The 25,977-nt window shown below is 46.5% G+C and carries 20 protein-coding genes and 2 riboswitches; all 20 genes read right to left on the bottom strand.

The genetic code is table 11. The features are described from left to right. Window positions 1-21: 21 nt before the first annotated feature. The 20 genes from BN6539_RS06600 to BN6539_RS06505 all read right to left on the bottom strand — a co-directional run bounded on the left by BN6539_RS06600 (window position 22) and on the right by BN6539_RS06505 (window position 25,969). The gene (locus tag BN6539_RS06600) at window positions 22-687 is read right to left on the bottom strand and encodes a phosphatase PAP2 family protein (protein WP_067535479.1); all 666 of its coding nucleotides are present in this window, start codon (window positions 685-687) and stop codon (window positions 22-24) included. A gap of 132 nt (window positions 688-819) precedes the next feature. Next, window positions 820-1,974, bottom strand: a complete 1,155-nt coding sequence (locus tag BN6539_RS06595) for a CCA tRNA nucleotidyltransferase (RefSeq protein ID WP_067535476.1) — start codon at window positions 1,972-1,974, stop codon at window positions 820-822. Beyond that, window positions 1,971-2,966, bottom strand: a complete 996-nt coding sequence (locus tag BN6539_RS06590) for an Rpn family recombination-promoting nuclease/putative transposase (RefSeq protein WP_067535473.1) — start codon at window positions 2,964-2,966, stop codon at window positions 1,971-1,973. The genes BN6539_RS06595 and BN6539_RS06590 overlap by 4 nt, the downstream gene beginning before the upstream one ends. 202 nt (window positions 2,967-3,168) lie before the next feature. Then, window positions 3,169-6,147, bottom strand: a complete 2,979-nt coding sequence (locus BN6539_RS06585) for a leucine-rich repeat protein (protein WP_082907388.1) — start codon at window positions 6,145-6,147, stop codon at window positions 3,169-3,171. A 120-nt stretch (window positions 6,148-6,267) separates the two neighbouring features. Then, window positions 6,268-6,349, bottom strand: a riboswitch (cyclic di-GMP riboswitch). 384 nt (window positions 6,350-6,733) lie between these two features. Further along, window positions 6,734-7,303: a hypothetical protein gene (locus BN6539_RS06580; protein WP_067535467.1), complete on the bottom strand. Its 570-nt coding sequence runs from the start codon at window positions 7,301-7,303 to the stop codon at window positions 6,734-6,736. Next, the gene (locus BN6539_RS06575) at window positions 7,300-9,267 is read right to left on the bottom strand and encodes a M56 family metallopeptidase (RefSeq protein WP_067535464.1); all 1,968 of its coding nucleotides are present in this window, start codon (window positions 9,265-9,267) and stop codon (window positions 7,300-7,302) included. Before BN6539_RS06575 ends, BN6539_RS06580 begins: the two co-directional genes overlap by 4 nt. 1 nt (window position 9,268) lies before the next feature. Beyond that, window positions 9,269-9,634: a BlaI/MecI/CopY family transcriptional regulator gene (locus tag BN6539_RS06570; RefSeq protein ID WP_067535461.1), complete on the bottom strand. Its 366-nt coding sequence runs from the start codon at window positions 9,632-9,634 to the stop codon at window positions 9,269-9,271. 73 nt (window positions 9,635-9,707) lie between these two features. Next, window positions 9,708-12,836, bottom strand: a complete 3,129-nt coding sequence (locus BN6539_RS06565) for a right-handed parallel beta-helix repeat-containing protein (RefSeq protein ID WP_067535458.1) — start codon at window positions 12,834-12,836, stop codon at window positions 9,708-9,710. A gap of 101 nt (window positions 12,837-12,937) precedes the next feature. Next, a riboswitch (cyclic di-GMP riboswitch) is annotated at window positions 12,938-13,020 on the bottom strand. Window positions 13,021-13,196: 176 nt separating this feature from the next. After that, window positions 13,197-13,748, bottom strand: coding sequence for a 2-oxoacid:acceptor oxidoreductase family protein (locus tag BN6539_RS06560; RefSeq protein WP_067535455.1), 552 nt, complete (start codon window positions 13,746-13,748; stop codon window positions 13,197-13,199). 2 nt (window positions 13,749-13,750) lie between these two features. Continuing rightward, window positions 13,751-14,500 (bottom strand): thiamine pyrophosphate-dependent enzyme, encoded by a 750-nt coding sequence (locus BN6539_RS06555; protein WP_067535452.1) that lies wholly within the window; start codon window positions 14,498-14,500, stop codon window positions 13,751-13,753. Then, window positions 14,500-15,579 (bottom strand): 3-methyl-2-oxobutanoate dehydrogenase subunit VorB, encoded by a 1,080-nt coding sequence (vorB, locus tag BN6539_RS06550; protein WP_067535449.1) that lies wholly within the window; start codon window positions 15,577-15,579, stop codon window positions 14,500-14,502. The genes BN6539_RS06555 and vorB overlap by 1 nt, the downstream gene beginning before the upstream one ends. Window positions 15,580-15,582: 3 nt before the next feature. Further along, the gene (locus BN6539_RS06545; RefSeq protein ID WP_067535446.1) at window positions 15,583-15,798 is read right to left on the bottom strand and encodes a 4Fe-4S dicluster domain-containing protein; all 216 of its coding nucleotides are present in this window, start codon (window positions 15,796-15,798) and stop codon (window positions 15,583-15,585) included. 105 nt (window positions 15,799-15,903) lie between these two features. Then, window positions 15,904-16,596 carry a P-loop NTPase family protein gene (locus BN6539_RS06540; protein ID WP_067535442.1) on the bottom strand — a complete coding sequence of 231 codons (693 nt, stop codon included), beginning with the start codon at window positions 16,594-16,596 and terminating at the stop codon, window positions 15,904-15,906. Window positions 16,597-16,998: 402 nt separating this feature from the next. Continuing rightward, a complete protein-coding gene (locus tag BN6539_RS06535; protein ID WP_067535439.1) occupies window positions 16,999-17,886 on the bottom strand; it encodes an NAD(P)-dependent oxidoreductase in 888 nt (295 codons plus the stop codon). Window positions 17,887-17,901: 15 nt separating this feature from the next. Next, window positions 17,902-18,720, bottom strand: a complete 819-nt coding sequence (locus tag BN6539_RS06530) for a pyrroline-5-carboxylate reductase family protein (protein WP_067535436.1) — start codon at window positions 18,718-18,720, stop codon at window positions 17,902-17,904. Window positions 18,721-18,750: 30 nt separating this feature from the next. Next, entirely contained in the window at window positions 18,751-19,431 is a 681-nt protein-coding gene (locus BN6539_RS06525) for a FadR/GntR family transcriptional regulator (protein WP_067535433.1), read from the bottom strand. 87 nt (window positions 19,432-19,518) lie between these two features. Beyond that, window positions 19,519-21,273, bottom strand: a complete 1,755-nt coding sequence (locus BN6539_RS06520) for a cobalamin B12-binding domain-containing protein (protein WP_067535430.1) — start codon at window positions 21,271-21,273, stop codon at window positions 19,519-19,521. Between the two features lie 10 nt (window positions 21,274-21,283). Further along, window positions 21,284-22,657 (bottom strand): glutamate mutase L, encoded by a 1,374-nt coding sequence (locus BN6539_RS06515; protein ID WP_067535427.1) that lies wholly within the window; start codon window positions 22,655-22,657, stop codon window positions 21,284-21,286. Window positions 22,658-22,667: 10 nt separating this feature from the next. Then, complete coding sequence (locus BN6539_RS06510; protein WP_067535424.1) at window positions 22,668-23,588, bottom strand: glycyl-radical enzyme activating protein; 921 nt, start codon at window positions 23,586-23,588, stop codon at window positions 22,668-22,670. A 14-nt stretch (window positions 23,589-23,602) separates the two neighbouring features. Next, window positions 23,603-25,969 carry a glycyl radical protein gene (locus BN6539_RS06505; protein WP_067535421.1) on the bottom strand — a complete coding sequence of 789 codons (2,367 nt, stop codon included), beginning with the start codon at window positions 25,967-25,969 and terminating at the stop codon, window positions 23,603-23,605. Window positions 25,970-25,977 lie beyond the last annotated feature (8 nt).

The raw sequence follows: 25,977 nt of genomic DNA, 5'->3' as shown, positions 1-25,977 counted from the left end.
GCCACCAAAAAGACTGCTATCTCAGCAGTCTTTTTCTTCTATATATTTCAGTGCCGCCACGTAGAGCGTAATGAGCGCCGACGATAGTATCATACTGGCAAAGATGTCAGTAAACCAGTGGACGCCTGACAGAAGCCGACCAACTACAGTCAGTCCTATGACGAAAACGGCCGCTGCATCACCTGCTGCCAGCCATCCTCTTTTCTCTTTCAGGTAGTGATGCATCTGCATCATCGCAGTAACCATGACGCAGATGATAAGCATGGTATGAGACGACGGATAAGACGCTTCTAGTTCCTCCGTCAAAATCACTGGCCTGTAATTGATGACGAGAAATTCAAAAACCGCATACACGATTAATACAATAAAGTAGAATCCCCCCAGCAGCAAAATCCTCTCGTCTACCTTTTGGAGGGTTCGTCTTCTAATGAGCTGCACCAAACCCAGTATGGCAAAGGCAAAGATGACCGCCACCGCCACAAAACCAAGCCAGCTGGTAACAACATACCAGAGGCGGCTCGTTCCCAGGTGTTGAAAGAAAAAATGGTTGATTGTTGCAAACCCCACTTCAGATCCTCGCGGACCGATGGGTTTTACGTCGATGATTTTCACCAAAACGGTAAAGATGATAAACGACAGGAATAACATCCCTGTCACGATGAAATATGTTTTTGATTTTCTCTGCATAGTAATTTTCCCTTTCTTTCTACTGCATTCATTATTTGCAAACTAAGTCAGGATTATCAATGCAATATAAAAAAGGGATTGAAATCAAGGCACTTCGCAATGCACATTATCTGCCTGCGCAGCACCTCTACATCAATATTTTTGTGGTAATGAGAACGCTTCTTTTAGAACGGTCTGCAGAAGCTGCTCTTTGTCGTTCTCCACTTTCCCTTTCATAACCGCCTGCAGAAGATACTCTAAACTCTCACCGATAGCCTTGCCCGGTTCTATCCCCGCAGCAATCAAGTCCCTGCCATTTACCGCCAGCTGTCCGACGCTGTAGCACTGTCCTGACTGCAAAATTTCTTCAAGTTCTGGAAGTCTGCCCAAGGTTTCAAAATACATTCTGCTTATCTCTTCGCCATGGCGATATAAAAGTTTTTTGACTGCGAATCCCCCCTCTGGCGGTGCTTCTCGCAATAAACCTGCCACCACCGCCGCTGTTTTGATGGTATGATTATCATATTTCAGCTGGCGCAGCGCAGCCTCTGTCTTTTCTGGAAACAACATCGCCAGGCGTACTGGTAATTTCTTTGGAGCATGGCACACTGACACTGCCCTTAATCCCGGTGCAGCTATTTTGATGATGTCCCCAAATTCCTGTAGAACCTTATCGGCAGAACTTCCCAGAATCAGCTTCGATAGTTCTACGTTGATTCGTTCCGCAGATACCTTTCTGATCCGTTCTGCACACTGCCTCATAGCCTCTGCACTCCCCTTTTCAATCTGAAAGCCCAGAACAGATGCGAATCGCAATCCCCGCAGAATACGCAAAGAATCTTCTTCAAATCGCTTTACAGGCTCTCCCACGCATCGGATCAGCCTGTTCGCAATGGCCTTTTGTCCATCAAAAGGGTCCCGCAATCCGTCTTTCGGGTGATAAGCGATGGCGTTCATGGTGAAATCTCTGCGCGCCAGATCCTCTGTCAAATCGTCTGTGAACACTACTTTTTGAGGATGGCGGTTGTCCAGATACTCTCCGTCAATGCGGTAAGTAGTGATTTCTACTGAACCGCCGCTGGTCAAAACTGCCACAGTCCCATGCTTCATTCCGATGTCGATAGTCTTATAGCCACTAAAAGCGTCTTTGATCTGCTCCGGCTTTGCCGAAGTGCAGACATCCCAATCTGCTGGTTTTTTTCCCATCAAAGCGTCTCTGACGCAGCCACCGACAATAAAGCCTTGATGACCTGCATTCTCCAAAGCCAACAAAGCACTGTTTACGTAATCCGGTATATTGATGTTCACTCTATGACAGCCTCCAAATCCAGCATATCTCTGACGATTTCTATCGACAGATTAAGCTCTGTGGCAATTTCCTCTGGTGTTTTCCCCTTAGCTGAAAGACCGAGCGCTTGTTTCATCTGTTGAACGCCTGTGACAATACCTTCTGCTCTTCCTTCCATTCTTCCTTCTGCTCTTCCTTCCGTTCTTCCTTCTGCTCTTCCTTCCGTTCTTCCTTCTGCTCTTCCTTCTGCAAGGCCTTCCCTGCGGGCATGGACCTTCATGGTCGCTATATCATGTGCAGCCTTCTCTTCCCGTTCCAGCATCTCCCTTGCAAGATCGCTTTCGGTCACCTTCTTATATACATGTTCTGACATCTGAACCGCCTCCTCCCCGCTGTCCAACAGCTGGTTCACATAGTCCTCCATCTGCGGGTCGCTGCAGTATTTCATGTAGGCTGCAAACCTCTCCAAGGGATCCAGTTCCTCCACCGGCCTGTCTGCCGAAACTTTGCCCAGTTCCACAAAGTGCATGGCAAGCCTGTCGGTCAGCGGATGGCCTGTATCTTCCTCTTTGACCAGGAACCTCGTATGGATGCCCGGTATGTCTGGAAAGAGTACCCTGTCCACAAAGGAGATGACTATGCTTTTCTTCATTTTATCATAGTCTTCCCCTTCTTCCAATGCCGAATTCACCATTTTTCCGCCATAAAAGAGCGAACGCTCTGGATAGAATGGCAGTCTGCCATTCTGCATCTCCACGTCGATCAGTTCGCCCGATGACGTCTCGCACTTGATGTCCATGACGGTGGGCTTGTCGCCGATGACAAAGCCCTTCTGGACCGGGTTCAGGAGTCTGACCTCGATAATGGGGTCGTCCTTCCTGTCCAGAACCACATTGAGCAGCGCGATCAGCGCCCGTTTCGATTCTTCTGTGTCCATACCGTAGACCCAGTAAAACACCTGGTCACTGGTCAGTTTGAATCTGCTCCGATAATTATTTTCAAAAAGTTTCATTCCCGCTCCTCACCTCCTCGTCTTCCTTTCCAATAAAGATAACATCGCTGTATGGGGAATACAAGGGAATTACAGCTTCACGTCATTTTTTGAACTTATTTTGTACGTTTTTGATATATTTCTGTAAACCCCTGGCAGCAGTTGGGAGCGGAAAGGAAAAACCAGCCACGCTCTAGGTGAGCTATGACTGGTTTTGCTGCGCTTATTTTGCGATTCTGATGGCCTTATTGGACCATTTGGTATAGACTTTGACGCCGTAGATGGTTCTGACACCTCTGACTTTATAATAGTAGCGGGTGCCTTTTCTGAGTTTTTTGGTATTTTTATAGCTCTTCTGCGTTCCTGTCTTGGTGGTATAGAAAGCCTTGTTGCCATACCCGCTGTTCATCTTTGTCGAACGGAACACTTGGAAATAGTCCATCTTGAATCCTGCGGATTTCTTCCATTTGATGGTGATAGAGCCCTTCTTTGCGGCGGAAGACGCTTTGATGGTCGTTGCCTTGATGCCATTGATAATTCTATCTTGATCGTCTGCAATCGGCTCGAAAGTGACCGATATGGTGTGTGCCTTTACTATATTATCAAAGGTGTAAGAAGAAACCGCACCCACGCTGACACCGTCCACAATAACGTCTGCAACCTTGTAACCTTCGTCTGGTGTAAAGCTAAAAGTTTTAGCGCTGCCATAGTATGCGGAAACTTTGCCCTCTGGAGTGATTGCGCCGTGTTCGCTGGCAGAAGCGGATATATTGTAGACGTAAGAATTGCCTCCGGAGCTGCCGCTCGAAGATTCCTCTTCTGTATAAGCGATTGCATAGGTTGAAAATTTATCGCTGGTTACAGTGATCGTTGCAGGGTTCGTATCTTCGTCTTCGAGCTTCTCTGCAGTGATCGTGCCATTCGCATCTTTGTGAGCCCGGATGATAAAGAATTTGCGATTCGAAGATTGAAGGACTTCCGGTACATCAAAGACCAGATTTAAAGGTATTTTTACGGTGGTCAAATCTTCAGTCGTAGGGTTTGCACCATTTTCAATAATTTTTGCAACCTTGACGTCAAAGTGTTCCCCAATCTTTGCCTCGCTGCCAGCAGCCAGTTTTATTGCGTCAGTTATTTGTTCATCTGGTGTCTCTTTATTTGAGACAACTTTTATCGTACATTTAGCCTTTTCTTGGTCTTTAATTGCCGCCGCATCCTTTGATGTCATGTTTTTCAAGAGATCTTTTTCATTAACCAGCTGTAATCCTTCGGCTGCAGTCTCTACTTGAGGAAGCTTGCTTATTGCGTCATATATTTTCTCCAGTTTTTCTTCAGAAACTTTTTCTTTTACATTTTCTTCTGACGACTCATAGGCAAAATAAGCGTCTAAAATTTTGTCCTTCTCTTCTTCAGTCACAGGCTTTTCTTCCGAAATTTCCGGAATATCATCAATTTTGTCTTCTAAAGATTTTGTGTCCACATCTTTTGTCGTGGCATACAGTTCTACCTGACCTTTTGTTACTTTAAAGTTACTCGTCGTATTGTTATCTACTCCATTAGGCTCGGGCGTAAATGTCCACGTGTATATCCCGAACCCCTCTTTCAAAGTTTGGTCTGCGTCCCATGCAATCGTTCCGGGAGTATCGCCAGCAGAAAGTTGTATCTCAGGAAGCGTAGTCTGACCTTCGGACATTTTGTACACACCTGATGTTACATTTGGGTTAACCGTTGATTCAGCTTGGCGGAGATTAACTAGAAACTCATGGTCCTCCTGATAAAAAACATGCGCCACCTTTTTCCCCACATCATTATACATTAGTACACACGCCTGTACTCTTACACAACAGCAAATACCATAGGGTGCACGTACGTCAGCTCCCATGTCAAGACTATTTATATCAAAGCCTTGTTCTACCGCAGGGGTCGCGTTTATAGTATCCCAGCTCCAAGTATAATAAAATACTACATCCTGATTTACCTTTGCCTCCGCTAGTTTTTTCGCATTGGAATGCTTCGCCACTACATTCAATACGTTTGTTTCTCCGTCATAGGTTTTATCTATACCTTCTCCATACTCAATAACCGGATCTTCCAGTTTATTAATCGCATACAAAGTATCCCCGCTTATCTTATCTGTTTCTTTCATTGGAAGCAAACTAGATGGATTTTCCGCCCATGCTTTTTCACCACTTTGTGTGCCACGTATAGCCGGAAACTTATAGTCTTTATTCTCACTCCAAGTTCCATCATTTCCTTCAACGTAACTAAATGGTCTACCATATAAACATTTTTTGCGTTCATAATACCCACCGTTTCCATCATCAAAATTGACTATGACAGGATAGGTCACAGCATTTTTGCTATTCGAATCAGAGAGCTTATTTTTAACTGAGACATAGTCATCCTTGTCTCTACAAATAATATTTTTAATACTTGAACTGCTTTGAAAGGAAGATGCCGATACAAGGATATTATCTGCTATCTTTTTAGGCAAATATACTGTTGTTAACTGCGTTGATCCAAAAGTGGTACTTCCAATTTGTTGTAAGCTGTCTGGTAATCGCAGCACTCCCTTTATTCCTGTATACCGAAATACTGAATCTGGCAAACTTTGCAACTTATTGCAGTTTGATAAATCAATTTTCTCTAAACCACTTTGGTAAGAAAATGCGCACTTCCCTATTAAAGTTATATTAGAAGAAAAACACAAAGAACCAGAAATTCCATTAAAGCTGTTCGATTGCCTAAATGCGTTTTCTCCAATTGTAGTCAAACTATTTGGAAAGGTCAAAGATCCTGATATCTTGCAATCATAAAAAGCATTTTTGCCAATGCTTTTTAAATACTTAGCGTTAGTAAAATCTAATTTAGTGAAATTACAATCTTTATACTTTTGAGAAGCTAAATCACCATAAAACAACACAAACGCACTATTCCCTATCGCAGTAACCTTCTCCCCATTAATTTCTCCTGGTATCTCCAGTCTAATGTTCTGCTTCTGTTCGTCAGTCAGTCCATTCAAATAGGTTGTCTTCAGTCCAGTAATCGTCCCACCCAAAAACTCATAATCATTTTCTCCTGGTGTTACCTCCCTTGAACCGCTGCTCTCTGCCAGCACGCCAATCGCCGACGTGTTCAGCATCACCAAAAGTGCTAACGCAACAGTCAAAACTCTGTAAACGTACTTCTTAATTTTAAACATCTCCTAACTTAGTAAATTCAAAATATACTAATACAAAACAAAAAAGAAGAACCCGATTCACAAAGCTCTTCCCTTCCATACAAAAAACAGCCCTAATCATAATAACTAGAACCACCTAATTTGTGCAACTGGCTGCCATCCGTAAAGGGAAGGCCCTATAGCTTTGTGTCACTGCCTTTCGACAGGTTTACCAAATATTCAATTCTTTCTTCTACAGTATACCTCTCCCCCAGGTATTTTGTCAACATCAGTTTTTCAACCTATTACGCACTTCTAATCAACATCTGCTCATATCTTGACGCGAAACAGTATGACGCAAACCCCCGGATGGGAAGCCAGGTAAACAGAGGAATCAGGTACGCTGCCCGCGGTACAGTTTTACCCGTCATTTTATCAAAAAAGGGCAAAAGCGCTTAAATATCCTGGTCGTTGAGAGGCTGTAACGGTGGCCTGAGCGAAGGATGCCACGAAGTTTCAACGGGTACAGCCATTATCGCAAGGAGACTCCCTTTGCAGAAGACAAATTTTTTAGGTGCTTTCGCATTTTTTGCAGCAATAGGGGTAAAAGCACAGTCAGCAGGACGCTTCATTCCCCTGCCAATGAAGGCTTCTCCTCCATCCCTCTCAGTTCTCTTTTGTACTGGAACAGCGTTACGCAAATGACAAGCATTACGATTACGCTGACCAGTCCGATGCCAAAGACGACGAGACCGTTTTCCGCCAAAGTGATCGCAGCTCTTTTGCTGACCGGTATCAACGCGATCACCGTCATAAATATCGTTTGTATGGTGCGCAGTTTTTTCAGCCTCCCGGCGTGTTGAGATCCCTGACCTTCTGCGATGTTCGAAAGATTCGTCAGAAGCTGGAAGTGAAAATAGAGGATGATCACGTTGATGAACACGTCAACCCAATACAAATCCGGCGCCATAGAAAATATGTTCAGCACCCATTCCGCCAGATCTTCTGCCAGCAAAAGCAGCGCAAAGGGTTTCAGCAGCTTTGCCGACGGGTCCATCGCCGCCACTGCGCCCAGCGCCAGATAAATCAGCAGAAAACCCGCCCAGGAAGGGAAGATGTTTACCGATCCAAGGTTCAAACTGATGTAAATGAAAAGATAGCCCCAGCTGATTTTCCCGATGGCATCCTGGTAATTCATAGTTTCGCCCCTCTCTTAATCTTCAAGGTATCCAGCAGTTCTCCATTTTGATAGATTCTGGTTTCAAAGCCTTCGAAACGGACAAGATCAAAATCCGACGACTCCCCTAAAATGAAGTTCAGTCCGTCAAAATTTCCGTCCCATGGCTGCTTTACAAATCGGAAATCAAATCCAGCGCCTGCACTGCTGCTTCCGCTCACTTCTTGGAGAAGATTCTCTTCTTCTATGATGTCGTCAGGAGCATCATCAGACATGTGATCAAGCGCCGCTGTCATCATTCCAATCACTTTGACGTTACTTCGCTCTGCTTGGCTTCTGCAGTCCTGATACTCGCCCCAGATGAACATCTTCTCCTCGGAAAATTTCGCAGACCGCTTGGAGCGCATGTCAAAAGAAAATCCATTTCCCATCATGTCGGCAAAGAAATCCTCCTGATCTTGGATCTGATTATCGACAATGCGGATGGTCTGTTCATTGATGCGGATGATTCCGGTCTTCCCTTTGCCCTCCGATGCCACCGTCCCCGGCAGTTTCTCAAGCCCCCAGTAAATGTCTATAAATGAAGCTTTGTATTTGCTTATCTTTCCGCTCTGTGTCACCGTCCAGCCTTTCTCCTTCTGTAAAGTCAGAGGGATGATCAGCACGGGCCGTGTTTCATATCCCTCCTGCCCCGCGATCACTGCCAGCGCCGTATAACGATGCTCATTTTCTTTCTGCAGGTTATATACCGCATAGTCGGAAAACGGAACGTCCTTCAGCCCATGAGAAATAGCAGAAGAAAAATCCTTCTCCTGCTCCACCTGTTTATGTAATTCTCCCTGCTGGTGGCAGGGCGTCACAGCCGCCAGATAGTTCGGCAGATTGAGCACCTTCCCCTTGACCCAAGTGTCAATCGCACCTGCCGGCGTCGTGCATCCGTTCATCCTCGCCTCCGCCATCATCACCTTTGATCGATAATCAGACAGATTCGGATAATCGGTCCCGTAGCCGCTCGTCTCACTTCCGGCAAAGATTGGTGCAGCCAGCACGACCAAAGCACAGACCGAAACCAAGGCCATCCCACGGGGATATTTCTTAAAGCGGGCGATGGCTTCAATGCGCCTTTTGATGTTTTTTCCGCCATTGGAGATAGATGTCGTACCTGGAGCTCTTGCATATTTCTCATCGGTCATGGAGAGCAAAATTTTGCCATACGCTCGGCGCTCTTCCCCTTCCAGTTCCTCCAAAACCCTCTGATCGCACAAACTCTCCATATCATTTCCGATGCGATGAAAGACATATTGCAGAAACGGATTGCACCAGTGCAGAGCCCGAAGAATACACCAAAATGCATTCTGCAAAGCATCCGCATAGGTCCTGTGCATCAGCTCATGGAGCAAAATCTTTTCATCTATATCTTCCCCTGCCGGAACTACTAAAAGCGGTCTGAAAAAGCCACAGATGAACGCAGAAGGAATTCCCTCTGCTGTGACAACTTCACAGCCGCTAAGGACATATCGCGCGCAAGTCTCTTCTACCTTTTTCAGCAGTGCCTCCTCCGCCCTTTTGCCGCGCCGCAAGATCCTGCGCAGCCGCACGTAAGACAGGCCATAGTACAATATAGAAATCAATACCCCTAGAATGTATAGGACAAAGAGCCAGTCCGTGACAGACACTGGCATTTTACTTACAAAAGGCAGGCCAGATGTATTTTGACCGATGGGAATCCACTGCTGGGTGTACGCCGAGGCGAGACCGGATTCTACAGTTGTCTTGGCCGCTTCTATCCCTGCTGCAAGCGTCACACTCAGATAGCGCCCTGTCAAGTGAGCTGGCAGAAGAATTTTGCACGCTAACAAAATCCAGACCGCATATTGCCATCTGGGTGATAGCTTGTCGGCAAAAAGCCACTTGACGATCAAAAGAATTGCGGCTGTGATTGTCACCTCCGCTGTCTGCAGCAAAAACTCCCATATATTTGTCATCTCAGACCTCCATCTCATCGAGCAGCTTTTTCAGTGCACCCCGCTCCTCTTCCGTTATCTTGGACTCCTTTAAAAAAGCCGTTACCAGATCCCCTGTCGCTCCTCCATATATCTTTTCCAATAGATTGCGGCGTTCTTTTCTGGCACATTCCTCATGGCTGACGCCTGCCTTGTACTGGTGAGGATCTTTGCTACGATCTATGGTCACAAGGCCTTTGCTCTCCATTCTGGTCAAGTACGTATGAACCGTATTGCGGCTCCATCCAGTAACAGGTTTCAGTTGGTCTACCACCTGACCTAGGTTAAACCTTTTTCCGCTCCAAAGCACATTTAAAACAGCTAATTCTGCTTCAGATAATCTGCGCATAAAAACACCTCCTACAGTTGTAGTATCTAATTACATACTACAACTGTAGGAGGTTTGTGTCAAGAAAAACAACTTATTTTGCGATTCTAATTGCTTTGTTGGACCATTTGGTATAGACCTTCTGTCCGTCCAGTACCCTGACGCCTCTTACTTTGTAATAATAGCGCGTGCCCTTTTTCAACTGTTTCGTGTTTTTGTAGGACTTCTGTGTCCCCGTTTTCGTCGTATAAAAAGCCTTTGTTCCATAGCCAATGTTCTTCTTTGTTGAGCGGAATACCTGGTAATAATCCACCTTAAAACCTGCCGACTTCTTCCATTTAACTGTAATTGATCCTTTTTTAGCAGTGGTCGAAGCGTTGATTTTAGTGTTTTTAACACCTAATCTTATTTTAGCGAAATATCGATCGGCTGTTTTCCCATCTACTAGGGCATAGCTGGAAAAATGTCCAGTTTCGAACACATAATACTGCTTGCCGTCTTTTACTACTTCACTGCCTGAAAGAGTCACATAAGCGCCGTCATCTGCCAGGTACACTACTTTTACAGTCTTGTTCAAGAGGCGGTCTGGAATCGGAATGGCAATAGTCACTTTTCCCTCGCCAAAAGCAGTTACAAAACCATTTGCGTGAATCACTTTTAAGTCTAACAGGACGCCGTCATCTCCTACAATTTTCTTTTGTGCATTGCTAGGTTGTTCCACAACTTCGGCAACAATGGTTATTTTGTCCCCTGTTGCCCCTTTTGAAATAGCCTCTAACGCTTTATTATCGAAGGAAACATCCCCGTTGCTTGTTTTAATCGTCAAAGCAGCATCTGTCTTTTCTACAATTCCATTGATTGTCTCAGCTGGAAGTTCTACCTTTATCACTGGCTTATTCCCCTTGGGAACTTCAACGGCCACTTCATCAGCATCCTTCGCAGCAGCTTGCTCCACCAGCTTCTTTGCCGCCTGATCGCTGATTGTCGCTGTGGTCTCTTTGCCACTAGTAGTCGCCTGTGCCTCTGTCTTTGTCGTCGTTCCTTCTGTTGTGCTGTCCGTGGTTACGTCTGGCTTGGCGGGCGGTACGATGATCGGTCTGTAAATCTCCCTGACCACATATCTGCCGGTTCCATCACTGACACATTCATAGCCTTCGCCAACGTACTGACTGACATTCTGTGGGAAGGTACCGGAAATGATGCCAGTAGTGGTCGGGGTCTGCAAGTTTCCCTCAACTGCCTGGTCCAGCGTTTTACCATCTGTGAGCTGCCAATAATTGTGTTCCAGGTCAATCTTGGCACCGGCTTCAATGAAATGGTCTTTGATTAACTTCCCTTCACCATCCCCTGAGTTCAAAATGATGTTGTTGTTGATTTTAATATCCGCAGAGGAAAAAACATCGTTAAACCTGAACGCTCTGTCCTTTGCACCATCAATAATGTTCTCCGTGATGACTGCTTTTCCTCTGACCTCACCTTGCAGAGCGATGGCGTTGTGAACCGTGTTTTTGATGACGTTTCCTTTGATTTCGATGTCCGCTGGCCCGCCGCAGGCTCCGCCCAGATAGATGCCTTGATAAGCTTTCTCAATTTTATTATTATTTATAGAGACTCTTTTAAAGGTACCTTTATCGCTCGATGCTAGATATATGGCCTGTGCTGTATTTTCTTTACTTTCCAGGTTGAATTTACAGTCGCTGATATTCAGATGATCCACTGTTCCGAACGGATGTGAAGCATCAGTATTGCTCCAATAGGAAAAGTAAATTCCGCGATCCGTCTCTGCACTCTTAAAAGATAAGCCTTGGATAGTCATATAGTCAATATTGATGGATCCAAAATAGTCACTATCTACTATAATATTATTTCCAGTCATATAATCCACTATCATTGCTCCTTTGGAATAATGTCCCGGTCCGACCAGAAAATTCTCTAAAACCGCACCCTGCTGACCTGTTAGGGTAATATGCTGCAAAGTGCGCATATAATACCCATTCTTATCTGCAAGCTTATCGATATTCCTATTTCTGATTTCCAGCTTTCCATAGTTACCTGGTACAAAGTTGAGTGTCGTATAGTCCACCGCATAGTTCAACGCTTTCTGCGCATTTGTTGGATTCACGTTGACTATGATGCCGCCCGAATTGCTAGAATTTTTTACCGTCAGCGTTCCCTGTTCGCTCATATAAAACGGTCGCACTAAATCCTCTGCTGTTGTGATGGTTTTCCCGTTCAAATCCAAAGTGATATCAGTCCCGACATTCACGCTTTGATGAATCGTCATATCTTCCAAAAGCTTAAGCTTGGTTCCACTGCCAGCTTCCGCCATAGCCTGCTCCAAAGATGGATAGGACTTGTTTGTACTATCATTTTTTACGACTGATGCAGTGGCTTTGGTATAGACTGTATCCTTGTGAATTGTGCCCGTCATATCAGCTCCGGGTTTATTACGATAATTATAATCCTCCAGTGAGGTTAAAGACTCTCCATCGACCTCGAACTTGGCATTTACTGAATATCCCAAAGTCAAAACCTCGGATTTTCTATTTCCATCCTTATCTTGTATCATCAATGAGGATACTCCGTTAACAACCGGATTGCCATTCCGATCCATCTCATCATAGATTCTTGCCTTCACTTCTCCATTGCTAGCTTTAAAGATACCGATAGGTGCATTTCCGTCTGCGGTATAGTACCCGATACACTTTTCTAAGTCATATTTATCATACCCATCAGAAGATGAGGTGAAAAGATCTTTAAAATATCCCTTATAGTAATATGACAAATCTAAATATTTTACGGTTATAATGAACATATCATAATCATCATAATTATGCAGTCTCAATTGACGAGTTGGTATTTTAACTTGATTATTGTCAATGACAGTTGGCTCTATTTCATAATACTGATCGCCTATCTGATAAGAGATGGACATTTTTTCGGACGTATCTTCTTTATAAGCCTCTTTACGCTCCGCCTGTAAATATACATATTGCTTCTGATCCAGACTACACTTATTCACAGTAGATAAGTTGTAAAACTGGCTACTTCCAAATGATGGACTGTTTTCTGCAGTCAAAGTGACCATTTGATCTGTATCTGTCCCCATCCTCAAGGTCAAAACGTCCGGATTTCCTTGGTCATCTCCGGCAGCAAAGGCCATTATCGGCATGCAGCCCATGACCACTGCGATGCAGAGAAGGATTGATAGTAATTTTTTCATAATCGTTCCTTTCTTAAAATACTAAAAGAGCATGGCCACGGCACATGCTCTTTTTGCGCAATAAAACAGACTTCATTCATCTATGAACAAACTCAAATAATCTGTGCAACTGGCTGCCATCCGTAAAAGGGAAGGCCCTATAGCTTTGTGTCGCTGCCTTTCGACAGGTTTACCCAATCTTCAATTCTGGTTTTATTATACGACGTTTTTACCAGCGATTCAAGAACATTCGTTATCTTCTCAAAATTTTCCAGTCTGCTCTGCCATCCACTTTCACTGCGTATTCAAATTTTGCGTTATCATACATTTTTAACGACAAAAGACCGGCGCAGAAGCACCGGTCCGTGTTAGCAGTATATACTATTTTCTAGCAGCTTTTCCGATTGCAAGGCCTTTTGCATAAGCCTCTTCGTTCAGTGGAAGCAGCTGTGGTTTTTTCTTACCGATTTTGTTTCTGATGCCCTCTAAGATGACGTCTTCAGAAACGACTTCAGTATATCCGATGTATGCACCGAGCATGATGATGTTCAGCACCTTTGGATTCCCCATCTCCAGAGCCATTTCCGTTACAGGCACCTCTACAACTGTGATGTCGTCTCTATCGATCTTTGATTTTACGATGGAGCTGTTGATGAACAGGGTTCCGCCCTCTTTCAGTTTTGGAAGGAATTTGTGCAGGGAAGGGTCGTTCATGACGATCATGTCTTCCATGGCTTCCATAACCGGCGCACCGATTTCGTCGTCAGAAATGACGACATAGCAGTTCGCTGTTCCTCCACGCATCTCAGCGCCATAGGATGGGAAATAGGTAACGTGTTTATCTGTTGATTCGCAGGTTGCTGTTGCCAAAAGAGTTCCCAGCATCATGACACCCTGTCCGCCGAATCCGGCAACAAGTAAATTTCTTTCCATGATTATTCCTCCTTCGCCTTATCTCTGAATACTCCCAGAGGGAATTCCTTCAGCATATCCGTTTCTAAGAAGTCCAGCGCCTTTGCTTCGTTGAGACCCCAGTTTGTCGGACAGGAAGTGACGATTTCTACCATGGAGAAACCTTTTCCTTCCATCTGATACTGGAACGCCTTTTTGATGGCAGCTTTGGTCTTGCGAACGTTGCCCGGCGTGTTGCAGGAAGTTCTCTCGAGATAGTAAGGAGCTGTCAGCTGGTTCAGCACTTCGCACATGTGGATCGGATAACCGTGTTCCTTCGGGTCTCTGCCCTTTGGTGCAGTAGTAGCTTTCATGCCGATCAAAGTCGTCGGCGCCATCTGTCCGCCAGTCATGCCGTAAATTCCGTTGTTGACGAAAATGACAGTAAAGTTTTCACCTCTGTTTGCAGCAGAAACGGTTTCGCCCAGTCCGATGGATGCCAGGTCGCCGTCTCCCTGATATGTATAAACCAGTGATTCCGGGCTGGTTCTCTTGAGACCTGTCGCTACTGCACAAGCTCTTCCGTGTGCAGAGATGTTCAGGTCGTGACTTACATATAACTGTCCCAATCCGCAGCAGCCTACGCCTTCGCAGCGGACTAATTTCTCCAGCATGCCCAATTCCTCAGAAACTTCACCGATGAGCTTATGAATCGTTCCGTGCATGCAGCCAGGGCAGAAACCAGATACTGCATCTGGCTTGATACCAATGGTTCTCTTATATACCTTCTCCATTATAATACCTCCTTTGCCAGTTCACGAGCAGCTCTCAAAACTCTTTCTTTAGTCATGAGTTCTCCGCCTGAACGCAGACATTCTTTGATCGGACATCTTCCATGAACAGCATGGTCGATATCCCATACCATCTGCGCCGGAATGGACATTTCTACATCCAGAATGCCCTTTACTCTGTCAAAGTCGAGGTTTTCATAAGACTTGTAAGGGAACGGATGAATCGCAATCGGTCTAATCATTCCGGCCTTGATTCCTTCTGCTCTCAGTTCCTTAACTGCTACTTTTGCAATACGTCCGGAAATGCCATAAGCAGTTAAAACGATTTCTGCATCATCCAGCATGATTTCTTCCACTCTGACGTCCTTGTCTACCCATGATTTATATAATTCAGCAGCAGCGATATTGACAGGCTCAAAACTGCCGCCAACACCACCCGGAAGAATTCTCACTTGTTCTTCAGGCTTATGTCCGACTGCAGACACGCTGCGGCGTGCTTCCTTCATAGCAGCAACTTCTTCTGCAGTTTTCATAGGAGGAAGTTCAACCGGCTCCATCATCGTACCCATGACGCCGTCAGTCAATACCAATACAGGGTTATTGTCTCTTTCAGCAAGATCAAATGCTTCGTAAGTCATATCGACCGCTTCCTGTACGGTGGACGGTGAAAGGACGATCATTTCAAAACCGCCGTTACCGGAGGCTTTTGTCGCCTGCAGATAATCCTGCTGCGCCGGCTGGATTGCGCCGATACCAGGGCCTCCTCTGCCTACGTTTACATAAACGATCGGTAAACGTGCTCCCGCACAATAGGATACGCCTTCGCTGTAAAGGCTGATACCTGTACTTGAAGAGGAACTCATGGATCTAGTTCCAGTCTGCACTGCACCATAAAGCATGTTTACGGATGCAACTTCACTTTCGCCCTGTACGAAAACGCCGTCAACTTCCGGCATTCTTCTTGAGAAGTATTCCGGAATTTCGTTCTGTGGTGTAATCGGGTAGCCGGCGAAGAACCTGCAACCTGCTCTAACAGCTGCTTCTGCAATCGCTTCACAGCCTTTCATAAATACTCTTGCCATTTTCTAAACCTCCCTATAAACCTCAATTGCTGCGTCTGGACATACGACACCGCATGAAGCGCAGCCGATGCAATCATCCGGATTTGCCGCAACAACATACTGATAGCCTTTTGAATTAACTTTGTCGCCAATTGCGAGTACGTTTTTAGGGCAGAATTTGACGCAATAGCCACAGCTCTTGCAGCTCTCTGCTCTAATTTCTACTTTTCCTTTTGCCATTTTTGATTACCTCCTAATTGGTGTATGACGGGTCAGCAGAAGCTAAATCCGCCAACCGATATTCAATAACCCTCTATTCATGATGCAGTGGGTTCGTTGATAAATTTATTCGTTCCATTCATATGTAAGATAAAGTTTAATTGGAAGCAATGGAACTTCAACTTTGTCCTCTATGTCTGGACAGATCTCTTCTCTCGCGCACATATAATCTATCGAGAGATATTCGTCAATCAGGGCCTTGACCTTGTCGTTGCCACGGATAGCTTCTTCGGCAGTTGTGGTCAGTCCCACGTTGGGATTACTCATGATAGAAACATTTGCAAGCTCGATGTGAGCCATACCCAAAACCCGGGCCATGGTTCCGTCGATGGCTACCAAATCCTTAGACCAAGGTCTGTAAGAATTGATAACAAAGAAGTTCTGTGTAAATTCTCTGTTCAGCAAAGGTGCAAAGCCGCCGATCAGTCTGGCTCCCAGATGGTCGCCGCCTACGTCGATGACTACGATTACATTTTCATCCATCAAATGCTCTCTGACACCGCCTACGATGGTCGGCGCGTCAAAAAACTGCTCTTCGTAGTGGAACGTTACGTTCTCCTCCTGCAGTTTTTCCTTTACGTCTCTGGACCTGAACAATGGTTTCGTTTGGTCTACGTCAAAGAAGTGCACCGGCTTATCGCTGAGCCTCGCAAGCTGAATTGCGAAGTTAATAGCAATCTCACTTTTTCCGCTGCCCGCTTCTCCAACAAAGACAAAATTCTTCTTATTTTTCAGAAGTTCTGTTAATATCTGTTTCATCAAAATCCCCCATTAAATTGCCTCTTTACACTTTTCATTGTAACCAATTCGATGGGCAATGTCAAATTATTTTTCAGATTTTATAACTTTTTGTTTGGTAGTTTGAATTTTCTTGATATTGTTTCCATTTTAATCAAAAAATTTACAAAAAATATAAAAGGCTTAATAATAGTATATGTTTTGGCGCAAGAATGAACTAGTACGAATTCGGACTAGTTCGTTTTTAACGAAGGATACTATAACGTCTTCAACCGTCATAACAGAAGGATTGGGATAAATAGATGCTAACCTGTGTCTCTGTCGCACCAGCTTTTATCAGGCCTCTTAGACTAAAAACGCGGCAGAAGGTACAGTTTCTCACCGCACCTTCTGCCGCGTTCTTAAAAAATAGGAGCTTTTACTTTATTCTGTGTCGAGAAAATCTTTGATATTCTTAACGGCCTTCTCTGCCAGACGCTGACGGGCGTTATAGGTGAACCCCGCCACCCGGTCAGCAAGCACGATTCGTTCTTGCTCTCTGTACCACTGGCGGTATTCCTTGTGAATCGATCCTGCGTCGAGAATTGCGTAATTTCCCGCTGCAATCCAATGCGCAAAGGCCTCCAGATTGAAGGATGGCCCTACTCCCACATTGATAAAAAGCTTTCCCATCTGGTCAAAGTCTTCTTTTTCCATGACAATCTGGTTTCTCGGAATGCTGGTCAAAATCACATCACTGCTGCTAAGCAAATCTGCCTTCTCCATATACGGATACGGGCAGTCTGCTTTTTTTGTTCGGTTGTGATAGGCCACTTCCATGCCGAAAAATGCCGCCGCCTCTGCAATCATGGTCCCCACCGTGCCCAGGCCGATGATGCCCAGTTTCATATGGCGCAGTTCTCTCTGTTCCTCATAAAGGGAAATGGGACCCAAGCCCTTTACCACTTGAATCAACTCACTGATGACGTACTCTGCTACGCCGTAATCGCCATAATGGCTGACTCCCGTCACAGTAATGCCCTTTTCTCTGCAGCAGGGAATGTCCACGTTGCAGGAAGCTTCGTTAAAATAAGTACAGCACAGACCGACGTAACGCAGTTTATGGCATTGAGAAAGAGTTTCTTTCGTCAAAACCGTGTTCCAGGATACCAGCACAGCGTCCGCTTCCTGAATCCGCCGTAAGATGGTTTCCTGGTCAGAAGGGAAATCTTCATAGCAGACCACCTGTTCGGCCGACAACTCCAGCGCCGGCAAAGCAAACTCTGCAATGCCGGTATTGTCAACCATCACTAATAAATCAAATTTTTTCATTCTATGCTCCTCATCTTACGATGCCACAATTGCACATTTCTTTACGGCCGCCTCCATAGATGCGATGGTAGGCGTCAGATAACTGCCGTTTTCCTGCAGGACCCTCAGCGCTTCGATGGTCACGCCGCCGGGAGAAGTCAGCTCTTCAATCTTGGCTGTAGGAGAAGCCCCCGTTTCCTGCAGAACCTTCACGACACCCAGCATATTTTCGAGAATCAGCTCCCGGGCCTCTGCGCGGGTAAAACCCACATAAATGCCAGCGTCAATCATCGCTTCTATAAATTTGTATACCCAAAGCGGTCCCGTACAGCCATATCCCTGAAAGCTGTCGAACTTGCTTTCCTCCATATAGAGGACCTTTCCAAGGCCCTGGAGCAACTGGTCGACGAAAGCTTTATCGTCCTCGCTGAGGTTTTCATTACTGTGAGCCAGCGAATACCCGTTGCCAGACTGACTGAGGGTGTTAGGCACGATGCGCACGATTTTTTTATCACTGCCTAACTGCTCCTCGAAAACACTGATTGCAACACCGCAGGCATAAGACAGCACGATGGTATCCAAACGCAGAATCGTTTTCAGTATGCTGGTGACACTGGAAATCTGCGGCGGATTGACGCCTACAAGTACCATATCAGCCGCTTTGATTGCCTCCGATGCATCGGTAACTGCCGTAATTCCATAAGTATCAGTCAGGTAGCTGCAGCGGGCGGGAATCATCTCTCCCACGGTTATGTTTTCAGGATTCAGGGTATCGTTCCCCAGCAATCCTCTGATGATGCTTTCGGCCATTTTGCCGCCGCCGTAAAATACGATTCTTTTGTCTACTTTTTTCATGTCTGTCCTCCGTTTATTTTCATAGTCCCACTAGATCTTCAGATTATAAAAATCTATCGACTGCTTGATGTGGAGCCGCATTGCCAGCTTGGCGCCTTCCGCATCCCTGCACTTCATCATCTCCGTTATCATGCTGTGGCTCATCACGAGTACTTCATCGTTTTTCTGGATGATGCTCTCTTCGTTGAAAGCCTTCACCGTGGCCGTACTGATGTTCTCATACAGTCTGATAATAAATTCATTGTGAGTTGCCAATGCAATTGCATTGTGGAACTTTTTATTCATATCTGCTGTGAAGTCACCCTCTTCCGGTGATGCTTCAATCAGTTTCGTATATTTAATAATTTTCTGCAGGTCCTCGTCAGTGGCTTTTCTGGCTGCGATGGCTGTCATTTCCGGCTCTACAATCAAGCGTACCTCATACAGATCCTTCAGCTTTACCTGCAGAAAATTCAAGTCATTAAAGCCATAGTCGTCGTGTAACGCCTCATTATCGATGACAAAGGTCCCTTTTCCTCGTTTTCGCTCGAGAACATTGATTGACGATAAATAAGTAATCGCGTCTCTAAGGGTGGTTCTGCTTACCCCCAGTTCTTCCGCCAACACCAATTCATTAGGCAGCTTGTCTCCAGGCTTGTAGGTCTGTTTCACAGTAATCATCTCCGTAAGCTCTTTTATGGTCTGATCTGTCAGGCTTCGCTTATCCAACATATTATTTCCCTCCAATTGTATTACTACTGAAATTATTACATATTCAGTTGGTTTTTACAAGTGGATTTATTTCCGCCGTCGAGACATTTACCGTACTGCAAAGACTTTCTTGATTTCTGCAGGCAGGCATTCTGCCTCCTTCACACAGTGTATGCCCATGGCCTCCAGTTCCTCTGTGACGTCAACAGGAATATTGCCGCCTTCGTCATTTTCATTGAGCAGGCCGCCCATAAAAATCTCCGCCTCGATACCCAAGCGGTCCATTTCCCGCAGCAAGGTCTTGGCGAAGGTTCTGGCGATTCCATTATAGGAGCTGACCAAAATCACACGGCTGTCCGTTTCCAAGGCCATTTCAGCGGCTTCGCCAGGACTGGCGTCCCTTCCGATGTCAAAGATTTCGGCATTGGATCTGCGCAGGACGTTGCCCACGACCACCTTGCCAAATTCGTGAATGTCTGTAGCACAGAGAATTACTTTCAGTCCCTTTAGGTCGGACTTCTGCGGATCAAAATTCTGCAAGCACTGGTTCTGAATCTTTTCCAAGCTGCACACCATATCTGTGGGCCAGATGGGTCTTCTGCCATTTGCGTATTCGTCAGTCGGCTCCCCCAGACCAAAAGCCCGTTCCAGGTACTCCGGTCCCAGCTCCTTGCAGGTAATCATAATCTCTGCCGGATTTTTCATATCGATACCCATATCTGCCAGACCTTCCATGATATTATCAAAGACCGCCTCGGCCCCCTGCAGCAGCAATTGCTTATCTTTTTCAACCTTAGTCCAGTTGATATAGGGTTCAAAAGCTCTGGCGTAGCGTTCGATTTCGTTACTCATGATTTGGGCATCCAAAATTTCTTCTTTGGTGGGAATTCTCGCCGCCTCTGATACCGGCACCGAACTCATGGCGTGGCCGGTAGGTTTGTGAATCTGGCCGATCATGTCACCGATGATATAGCCGTTTACTACGGCATTGTTTCTGACAAAATCCTTGGTGTAATCCGTGGTATTTCCGTAAATCATGGTGCCGCAGGAATCCCCTTCGTTGATTTCATCCAGTGCCATTGAGAAAGTCAGGCGCAGAATGGGACTGCTGAACAGATTTCCGAAACAATGGCCCAGCTTTGCCCCCATCAAATCCTCTGCCAGATATTTTTCGACCTTGGCCCATGCCAGAACCGTAACCAAGTCGTTAAAGGCTGCGGCAAAGCCGTCATCCAAATTGGAATGCATCACCATGCCCTTTTCTTTGTTCTGCCCCATGATGCAGATGGCCAGACAGGCATCCAGGGTTCGTTTGTTCCTATCGTATTGAAAGGGATAGCTGTAGCTGAAATACTGCGAAAAATTCCCCACCGATGTCGCCCCTGCTTGAAAGGCCAATTTGAGGTTTTCAAGACTGCGCAGAGAGCCGATCATGTTGTCGCCAAAATGAATCATCAGCGGCGCTGCCTGTCCCAAGGCCGCCCACTCCTCTTCGCTGCAAAGCACAAGCCCTGAACCGACCATAGCATGATCCTTATATTCATCTGCGATACCCATGGAAACATCCAAAAGTATGCCCACTCGGTCTAAGGTGCAGCCCTTCTTATCTAATTCCTCATAGAGCCACTTCATGGCACTGCAGGTTTCCGTCACTGAATGATAACCGATGGCGGCGTGTCTGGAGATCCTGTTCTCCGCCTTACACTGTTCTTTGAACGCTCTCTCTGATGAAACGCCCCGCTCTCGGCAGAATGCAGTTTGTCCGTACTGCCAGTCTTTGCTGATTTCCGCCGCTTGTACCTTCATCTCCTGCAAGGACGGAAAATCCGCAGTGATGAAATCCTGTTTTGAATATGTTTTCATTCTCTTTCCCTCAATTTATTTCCACGATATTTTCTTTTGCAATATGCAGCGCGCTGGCCGGATTGATATCGGCACAGAGTCCTATGGCATATAAAATATACCGTTTATCAAGATAAAATTTGCTTTCCTTGGGCAGCAGCAGTTCCTTTTCCGCTGGTCTGCCGATGGCTTTGCGCAGGACTTCCGCCGGATTGCGGCTGTGAATGAGGGGGCCGCCCGTACCGATTATGCCGTTGATTTCGCGCAGGTCTTTTCCTTCTATCGCCTCACAGACATTTCTGGCATAAGCGTTGGTGGCTTTGCCGCAGTGCCTGCGGGCGCTGATCTCCACTGCCCCTTCTGCTAAGATCAAATCAATCTTCCTCTGCATTTCGTTATCCGGCACATAGGTGGGTGCTTCGGCTCTTTTCTTACAGCAAGCCTGCAGTTCTTGTTCTGCTATTTCTGCCTTGCCAGAAATTTTCATAGCTTCCATCAGAGAGAGACAAGAAGATCTGACTCCTAAATCCCCCTCCACCGTTCTTTTGGCAAAGGGCTCCGGTGAACCGATATGTTTGGCGGCGGATGTATTCTCCTCCAAATAAGAATACACATCCGTCGTAGCTCCGCCCACATCGAAGACCATCAAGCCGCCAACCCCTGCATCAAAGGCAGTTCCCCGTGAGAGCAATTGACCGCCGGCCAGCACTGCCGCCGGTGTCGGCATCACTACCCGACCGATGATGGAAAAGGCTGATGCCAAGCCTTTGGCCCCTACAATCCGTTCCATAAACAGCTGCCTGATGATTTCTCCTGCCGGCGCGCCGTTGAGCTGCCCATATGCCGGGAATACGTTTTCTGCTATATAACAGGAAATGGAACTGTTGACCAGCTCCTGCCTGATATAAGAAGCGATTTCCTGGTTGCCTGCATAGACCACGTAGGAGGACACATCTGCCCTCTTCAGCATTCTGGCATTGTGTAAAATCCGGTCCGTATTCCCCCCCTCGATACCGCCGCAGAGAAGAAGAATCTCTGGATTGATCTGTTCTATTTCACCCACGTCATCTGCGGTCAGATTATTTTCATAGGTTTTGATGATTCTAGCGCCTGCACCTAAAGCCACGTTTTTTCCTGCCAAGAGACTGAATCGCTTGGTCAGTCCCACTACTACCATTCTAAGGCCTCCAGCTGCACTGCTGCTGGTGATGATCCGTCCATCTTTCACGCCTTTTTCTCCCACATAACTTTTCGCCTCTGCAAGACAGGCAAGAAGGGCGATTTTGGCGTCAGTTTCCACCGTCGTAGGACGTTTTGTGGTCATGACCAGTTCCCCATTCTCTAAATCAAGAACGCAGAGCTTCGTAAAAGTGCTGCCAAAGTCAACACAAAGTGTATACCTCATAAGATTCCCTCTATTTTTTGTCTCTGCCCATGATGCGAATCTCGATGCTCTCCGCCTGAAACCAAGACACAATCTGGTCAAGATGCGTTTCTGACGGTGTCTCAAACTCTGTCATAGGTTCACCTATATTTCTCCCTTTGGCAACTCCGAGACTGTGATAAGGCAGACCGTCAACATTTTTCAGGTCAAGGTCATGCAGGAGACGGCAGATGGCCTCCATATCCCTTTCCCCATCATTTAATCCGTGAATCAGCGGCAGCCTGATGATGATTTTGTCATGGACATCGGGCAGGCGGCTTAGCTTTTCCAGATTTTCCAAAATCATGTTATTGTTTACCCCGGTCAACTCTCTATGCCGCGCTTCATCCATGCACTTTAAATCAAAGAGCACGGTGTTGGCACCCTGACACAGATTTCGCAGCGGTTCATAACCACAATAGCCGCAGGTATCGATGGCAACATCCAGATGCGCTGCCCGGCACTTTTCTAAAAGTCGCTGAGCGTAGGCCGTCTGACTAGTGACCTCGCCTCCGCTGAAGGTGATACCACCTCCCGTCTCCGCATAAAACCCTTTGTCCTTGGTCAGCAAAGACAGCAGTTCGTCATCGGTCTTACGCATGCCTACAAGCCGCAGTGCACCTGTGCAGCAATTGTCTGCGCATTTTCCGCATCTTTTGCACTGCTTTCGATCAATGTGGACTCCATCACTTCCCATGGTGATAGCTTTTTCCGAGCATATGCCGCTGCACTCGCCACAGGCAATGCATTGATTGCCTGTGTATAGGAGTGTAAAGTCATAATCTATCAGTTCCGGATTATGGCACCATTTACAGCGCAGAGGGCATCCCTTAAAAAACACCGTGGTGCGGATTCCGGGGCCGTCTTCGGTGGAAAACCGCTGTATGCCGCCGATCAATTCTTTACTATTCATGATGTCGCTCCGTTTTAACAATCACAGCAATGCAGGGTACGGGCGATGATGTTGTCCTGCACGCTCTGATCCAGCTCTGTAAAGTAAGCTAAATATCCCGCCACTCTGACTAAGAGGTTCTTATACTCCTCTGGATGTTTCTGCGCCTCACGCAAGGTTTCGTCGGATACCACGTTGATTTGAATGTGCTCACCATAGTTGTCAAAGTAAGTCTTTACCACGCCGCCCAGGACGTCTTTGCCCTTCTCTCCAGCGATGGATCTCGGGTCGAAGCGGATGTTGAACAGGGTTCCGTCTGTGGTGTAGAACTGATCGATCTTTGCAACAGACAGAACGGTTGCCGTCGGTCCGTTGACATCCCTGCCCATGACTGGTGAAACGTTGTCACCCAGTGGTGCAAAGGCCTTACGGCCGTCCGGCGTGGCGCCCACACATTTGCCCTGTACGATATTGTAGGATTGAGACTCGATGTCAAAGCAGAATCTGGCGCCGCGGCTGTCTCTGTAGTCAGAAATCATCTCATTGATGTGTTTGATAATCAAATGTCCGATGAAATCCACCTCATCGATGTCGTTGCCATACTTCGGTCCTTTGTTGAGCAGCTTCTGTCTCAGAACTTCATCTGCGAAATCGTTATCGCAGGCGGTCAGCAGTTCCTGCGGCGTAATGACCTTGTCCTCAAATACGAACTTTCTCACAGCGGCCAGGGAGTCGATGGCGTTTGCAAGCCCATCGGCCAAAGCGCCGGAATAGCTGTACTTGGCACCGCCCTGCTGCAGCGTCGTCCCTTTGCCGATACAGTCGTCCACACACATGGAGGCGAACGGCATATTCTGACGGATCGCATGAATCGCTGTTACAGAATTGTAAGCGTTGATCATTAAATCGAAGGAGTGATCCACCTGAATCAGGAAGGCCTGGAAAAAATCTTCATAAGAGGCGAAGTCTTCAAACTTTCCGGTGTGTGGACCAGTCTGTTTGCCTGTCTGCGGATCAAAACCGTCGTGCATAGCAAACTCAATACATTTGAGCAGATTGACCGTACCCACCTGGGCTCTTCCGTCGGATTTTCCGGCAACCATGGGCTGTACGCAGCCCATAACCCCCCAGTTCCTGGCATCTTCAATATTGATTCCATCACTCTTTGCCAGAACGAGAGGGATACAGAGATGGTCGTTGAAAAAGGCTGGCGTAGCCAATCCTTTCTGTATCATGGAAATGGCCTTGTCGAATACTTCCTCTGACATGTGCCTGTGATAGCGCAAAGACATGGTCGGCTGTGAGGTCTGTACTTCTTCATTTGCTTTGAGAAGAAGCATGGTAGCCTCATTGCAGGCATCCTTTCCGTCTGCACCGATGCCGCCGATAATCATGTTCTGCCAGACGGGATAGCCAGCCCAGCTTTCACTGAAGAAAGCGTTTCTCAGTTTCAGGATGTCTGTGTTTTTAATAAAGAAACATTCCAGGATATCCAACGCTTCTCTCTCTGTCACCTTGCCGTCCTGCAGATCCTTTATGTAGAGCGGGTTGATCAGACGGTCAAATACAGGGAAGGAATTAGCGTGTCCGTTGCTTTCAATCCAGAGGGTGATGTGGATAAACCAGACGAACTGGATGGCCTGCCAGAAAGTCTGCGGGCTGTTTTCCGGCACCGTGGCGCAGTTTTCACTCATAACCAGCAGCTCCTGTTTTCTCTGCTCATCGGTTTCTGCTGCGGCCATCTCTTTCGCCAGCACAGAAAACCTGTTGGCAAATTTGATGCAGGCCCTGCAGGAAATGATGACGGCATTCCAGAAATCCACCTTTTCCTGCTCTTCTTTTCTCGCTACCTTTGTTTCTTTGATGTTCTTCTCGCAGTCTTCGATGGCACCGGCAAGACCGCCGTCAAAGAGACGGAAATAGTTAGGCAGAATATGGCCTGTACTGGTTTCCAGACCGCCGATGGAAAGGATGCCGGAGTTCATCGCTTCAATGGCTTCTGGTCTGCACACCCCTGCGGTAACTTCATCAAAGGATTTTCCTTCCCAGCGTTTTAAGATCTCAATGACTTCTTCTTTCATGCCGTCTTCTGCCGCCATCTTATCAAGGGTTCTGGTGGTAAAGGTATCAATCTCGTCCAAAATCCACTGGGATGCGAATTCCGGGAAAATCGGCGCGCACCGCGGGCGGTCCGTATAATTGCCAGCAATCAGATCGTCGTCATCAATATAGACGGTCATGTGGGTGAGAATGTAGTCCAGCATCTTGGCTTTTAGGAGTACATTGGGTTCGCCGCCGAACTTTTCATAGGCCTCCGTGGCCAGCCTGGCTCTTTCTGCACTGAACGTAGGGACCGTGTTTCTCTGTCTTTCTTTCATTCTGTTGATTCTTTCAGATACCATAATTTCCT

This window comes from Emergencia timonensis (assembly GCF_900086585.1).
GTDB classification, from domain to species: domain Bacteria; phylum Bacillota; class Clostridia; order Peptostreptococcales; family Anaerovoracaceae; genus Senimuribacter; species Senimuribacter timonensis.
Note: the sequence above shows the minus strand (reverse complement) of the source record. Positions and strands in the feature narration are given on the sequence as shown.

Bases quoted from the DNA above. Each gene is read 5' to 3' on its own strand.
- BN6539_RS06600 (WP_067535479.1), bottom strand. From the start codon at position 687: ATGCAGAGAAAATCAAAAACATATTTCATCGTGACAGGGATGTTATTC.
- BN6539_RS06590 (WP_067535473.1), bottom strand. From the start codon at position 2,966: ATGAAACTTTTTGAAAATAATTATCGGAGCAGATTCAAACTGACCAGT.
- BN6539_RS06585 (WP_082907388.1), bottom strand. From the start codon at position 6,147: ATGTTTAAAATTAAGAAGTACGTTTACAGAGTTTTGACTGTTGCGTTA.
- BN6539_RS06580 (WP_067535467.1), bottom strand. From the start codon at position 7,303: ATGAATTACCAGGATGCCATCGGGAAAATCAGCTGGGGCTATCTTTTC.
- BN6539_RS06575 (WP_067535464.1), bottom strand. From the start codon at position 9,267: ATGACAAATATATGGGAGTTTTTGCTGCAGACAGCGGAGGTGACAATC.
- BN6539_RS06570 (WP_067535461.1), bottom strand. From the start codon at position 9,634: ATGCGCAGATTATCTGAAGCAGAATTAGCTGTTTTAAATGTGCTTTGG.
- BN6539_RS06565 (WP_067535458.1), bottom strand. From the start codon at position 12,836: ATGAAAAAATTACTATCAATCCTTCTCTGCATCGCAGTGGTCATGGGC.
- BN6539_RS06560 (WP_067535455.1), bottom strand. From the start codon at position 13,748: ATGGAAAGAAATTTACTTGTTGCCGGATTCGGCGGACAGGGTGTCATG.
- BN6539_RS06555 (WP_067535452.1), bottom strand. From the start codon at position 14,500: ATGGAGAAGGTATATAAGAGAACCATTGGTATCAAGCCAGATGCAGTA.
- vorB (WP_067535449.1), bottom strand. From the start codon at position 15,579: ATGGCAAGAGTATTTATGAAAGGCTGTGAAGCGATTGCAGAAGCAGCT.
- BN6539_RS06545 (WP_067535446.1), bottom strand. From the start codon at position 15,798: ATGGCAAAAGGAAAAGTAGAAATTAGAGCAGAGAGCTGCAAGAGCTGT.
- BN6539_RS06540 (WP_067535442.1), bottom strand. From the start codon at position 16,596: ATGAAACAGATATTAACAGAACTTCTGAAAAATAAGAAGAATTTTGTC.
- BN6539_RS06535 (WP_067535439.1), bottom strand. From the start codon at position 17,886: ATGAAAAAATTTGATTTATTAGTGATGGTTGACAATACCGGCATTGCA.
- BN6539_RS06530 (WP_067535436.1), bottom strand. From the start codon at position 18,720: ATGAAAAAAGTAGACAAAAGAATCGTATTTTACGGCGGCGGCAAAATG.
- BN6539_RS06525 (WP_067535433.1), bottom strand. From the start codon at position 19,431: ATGTTGGATAAGCGAAGCCTGACAGATCAGACCATAAAAGAGCTTACG.
- BN6539_RS06520 (WP_067535430.1), bottom strand. From the start codon at position 21,273: ATGAAAACATATTCAAAACAGGATTTCATCACTGCGGATTTTCCGTCC.
- BN6539_RS06515 (WP_067535427.1), bottom strand. From the start codon at position 22,657: ATGAGGTATACACTTTGTGTTGACTTTGGCAGCACTTTTACGAAGCTC.
- BN6539_RS06510 (WP_067535424.1), bottom strand. From the start codon at position 23,588: ATGAATAGTAAAGAATTGATCGGCGGCATACAGCGGTTTTCCACCGAA.
- BN6539_RS06505 (WP_067535421.1), bottom strand. From the start codon at position 25,969: ATGGTATCTGAAAGAATCAACAGAATGAAAGAAAGACAGAGAAACACG.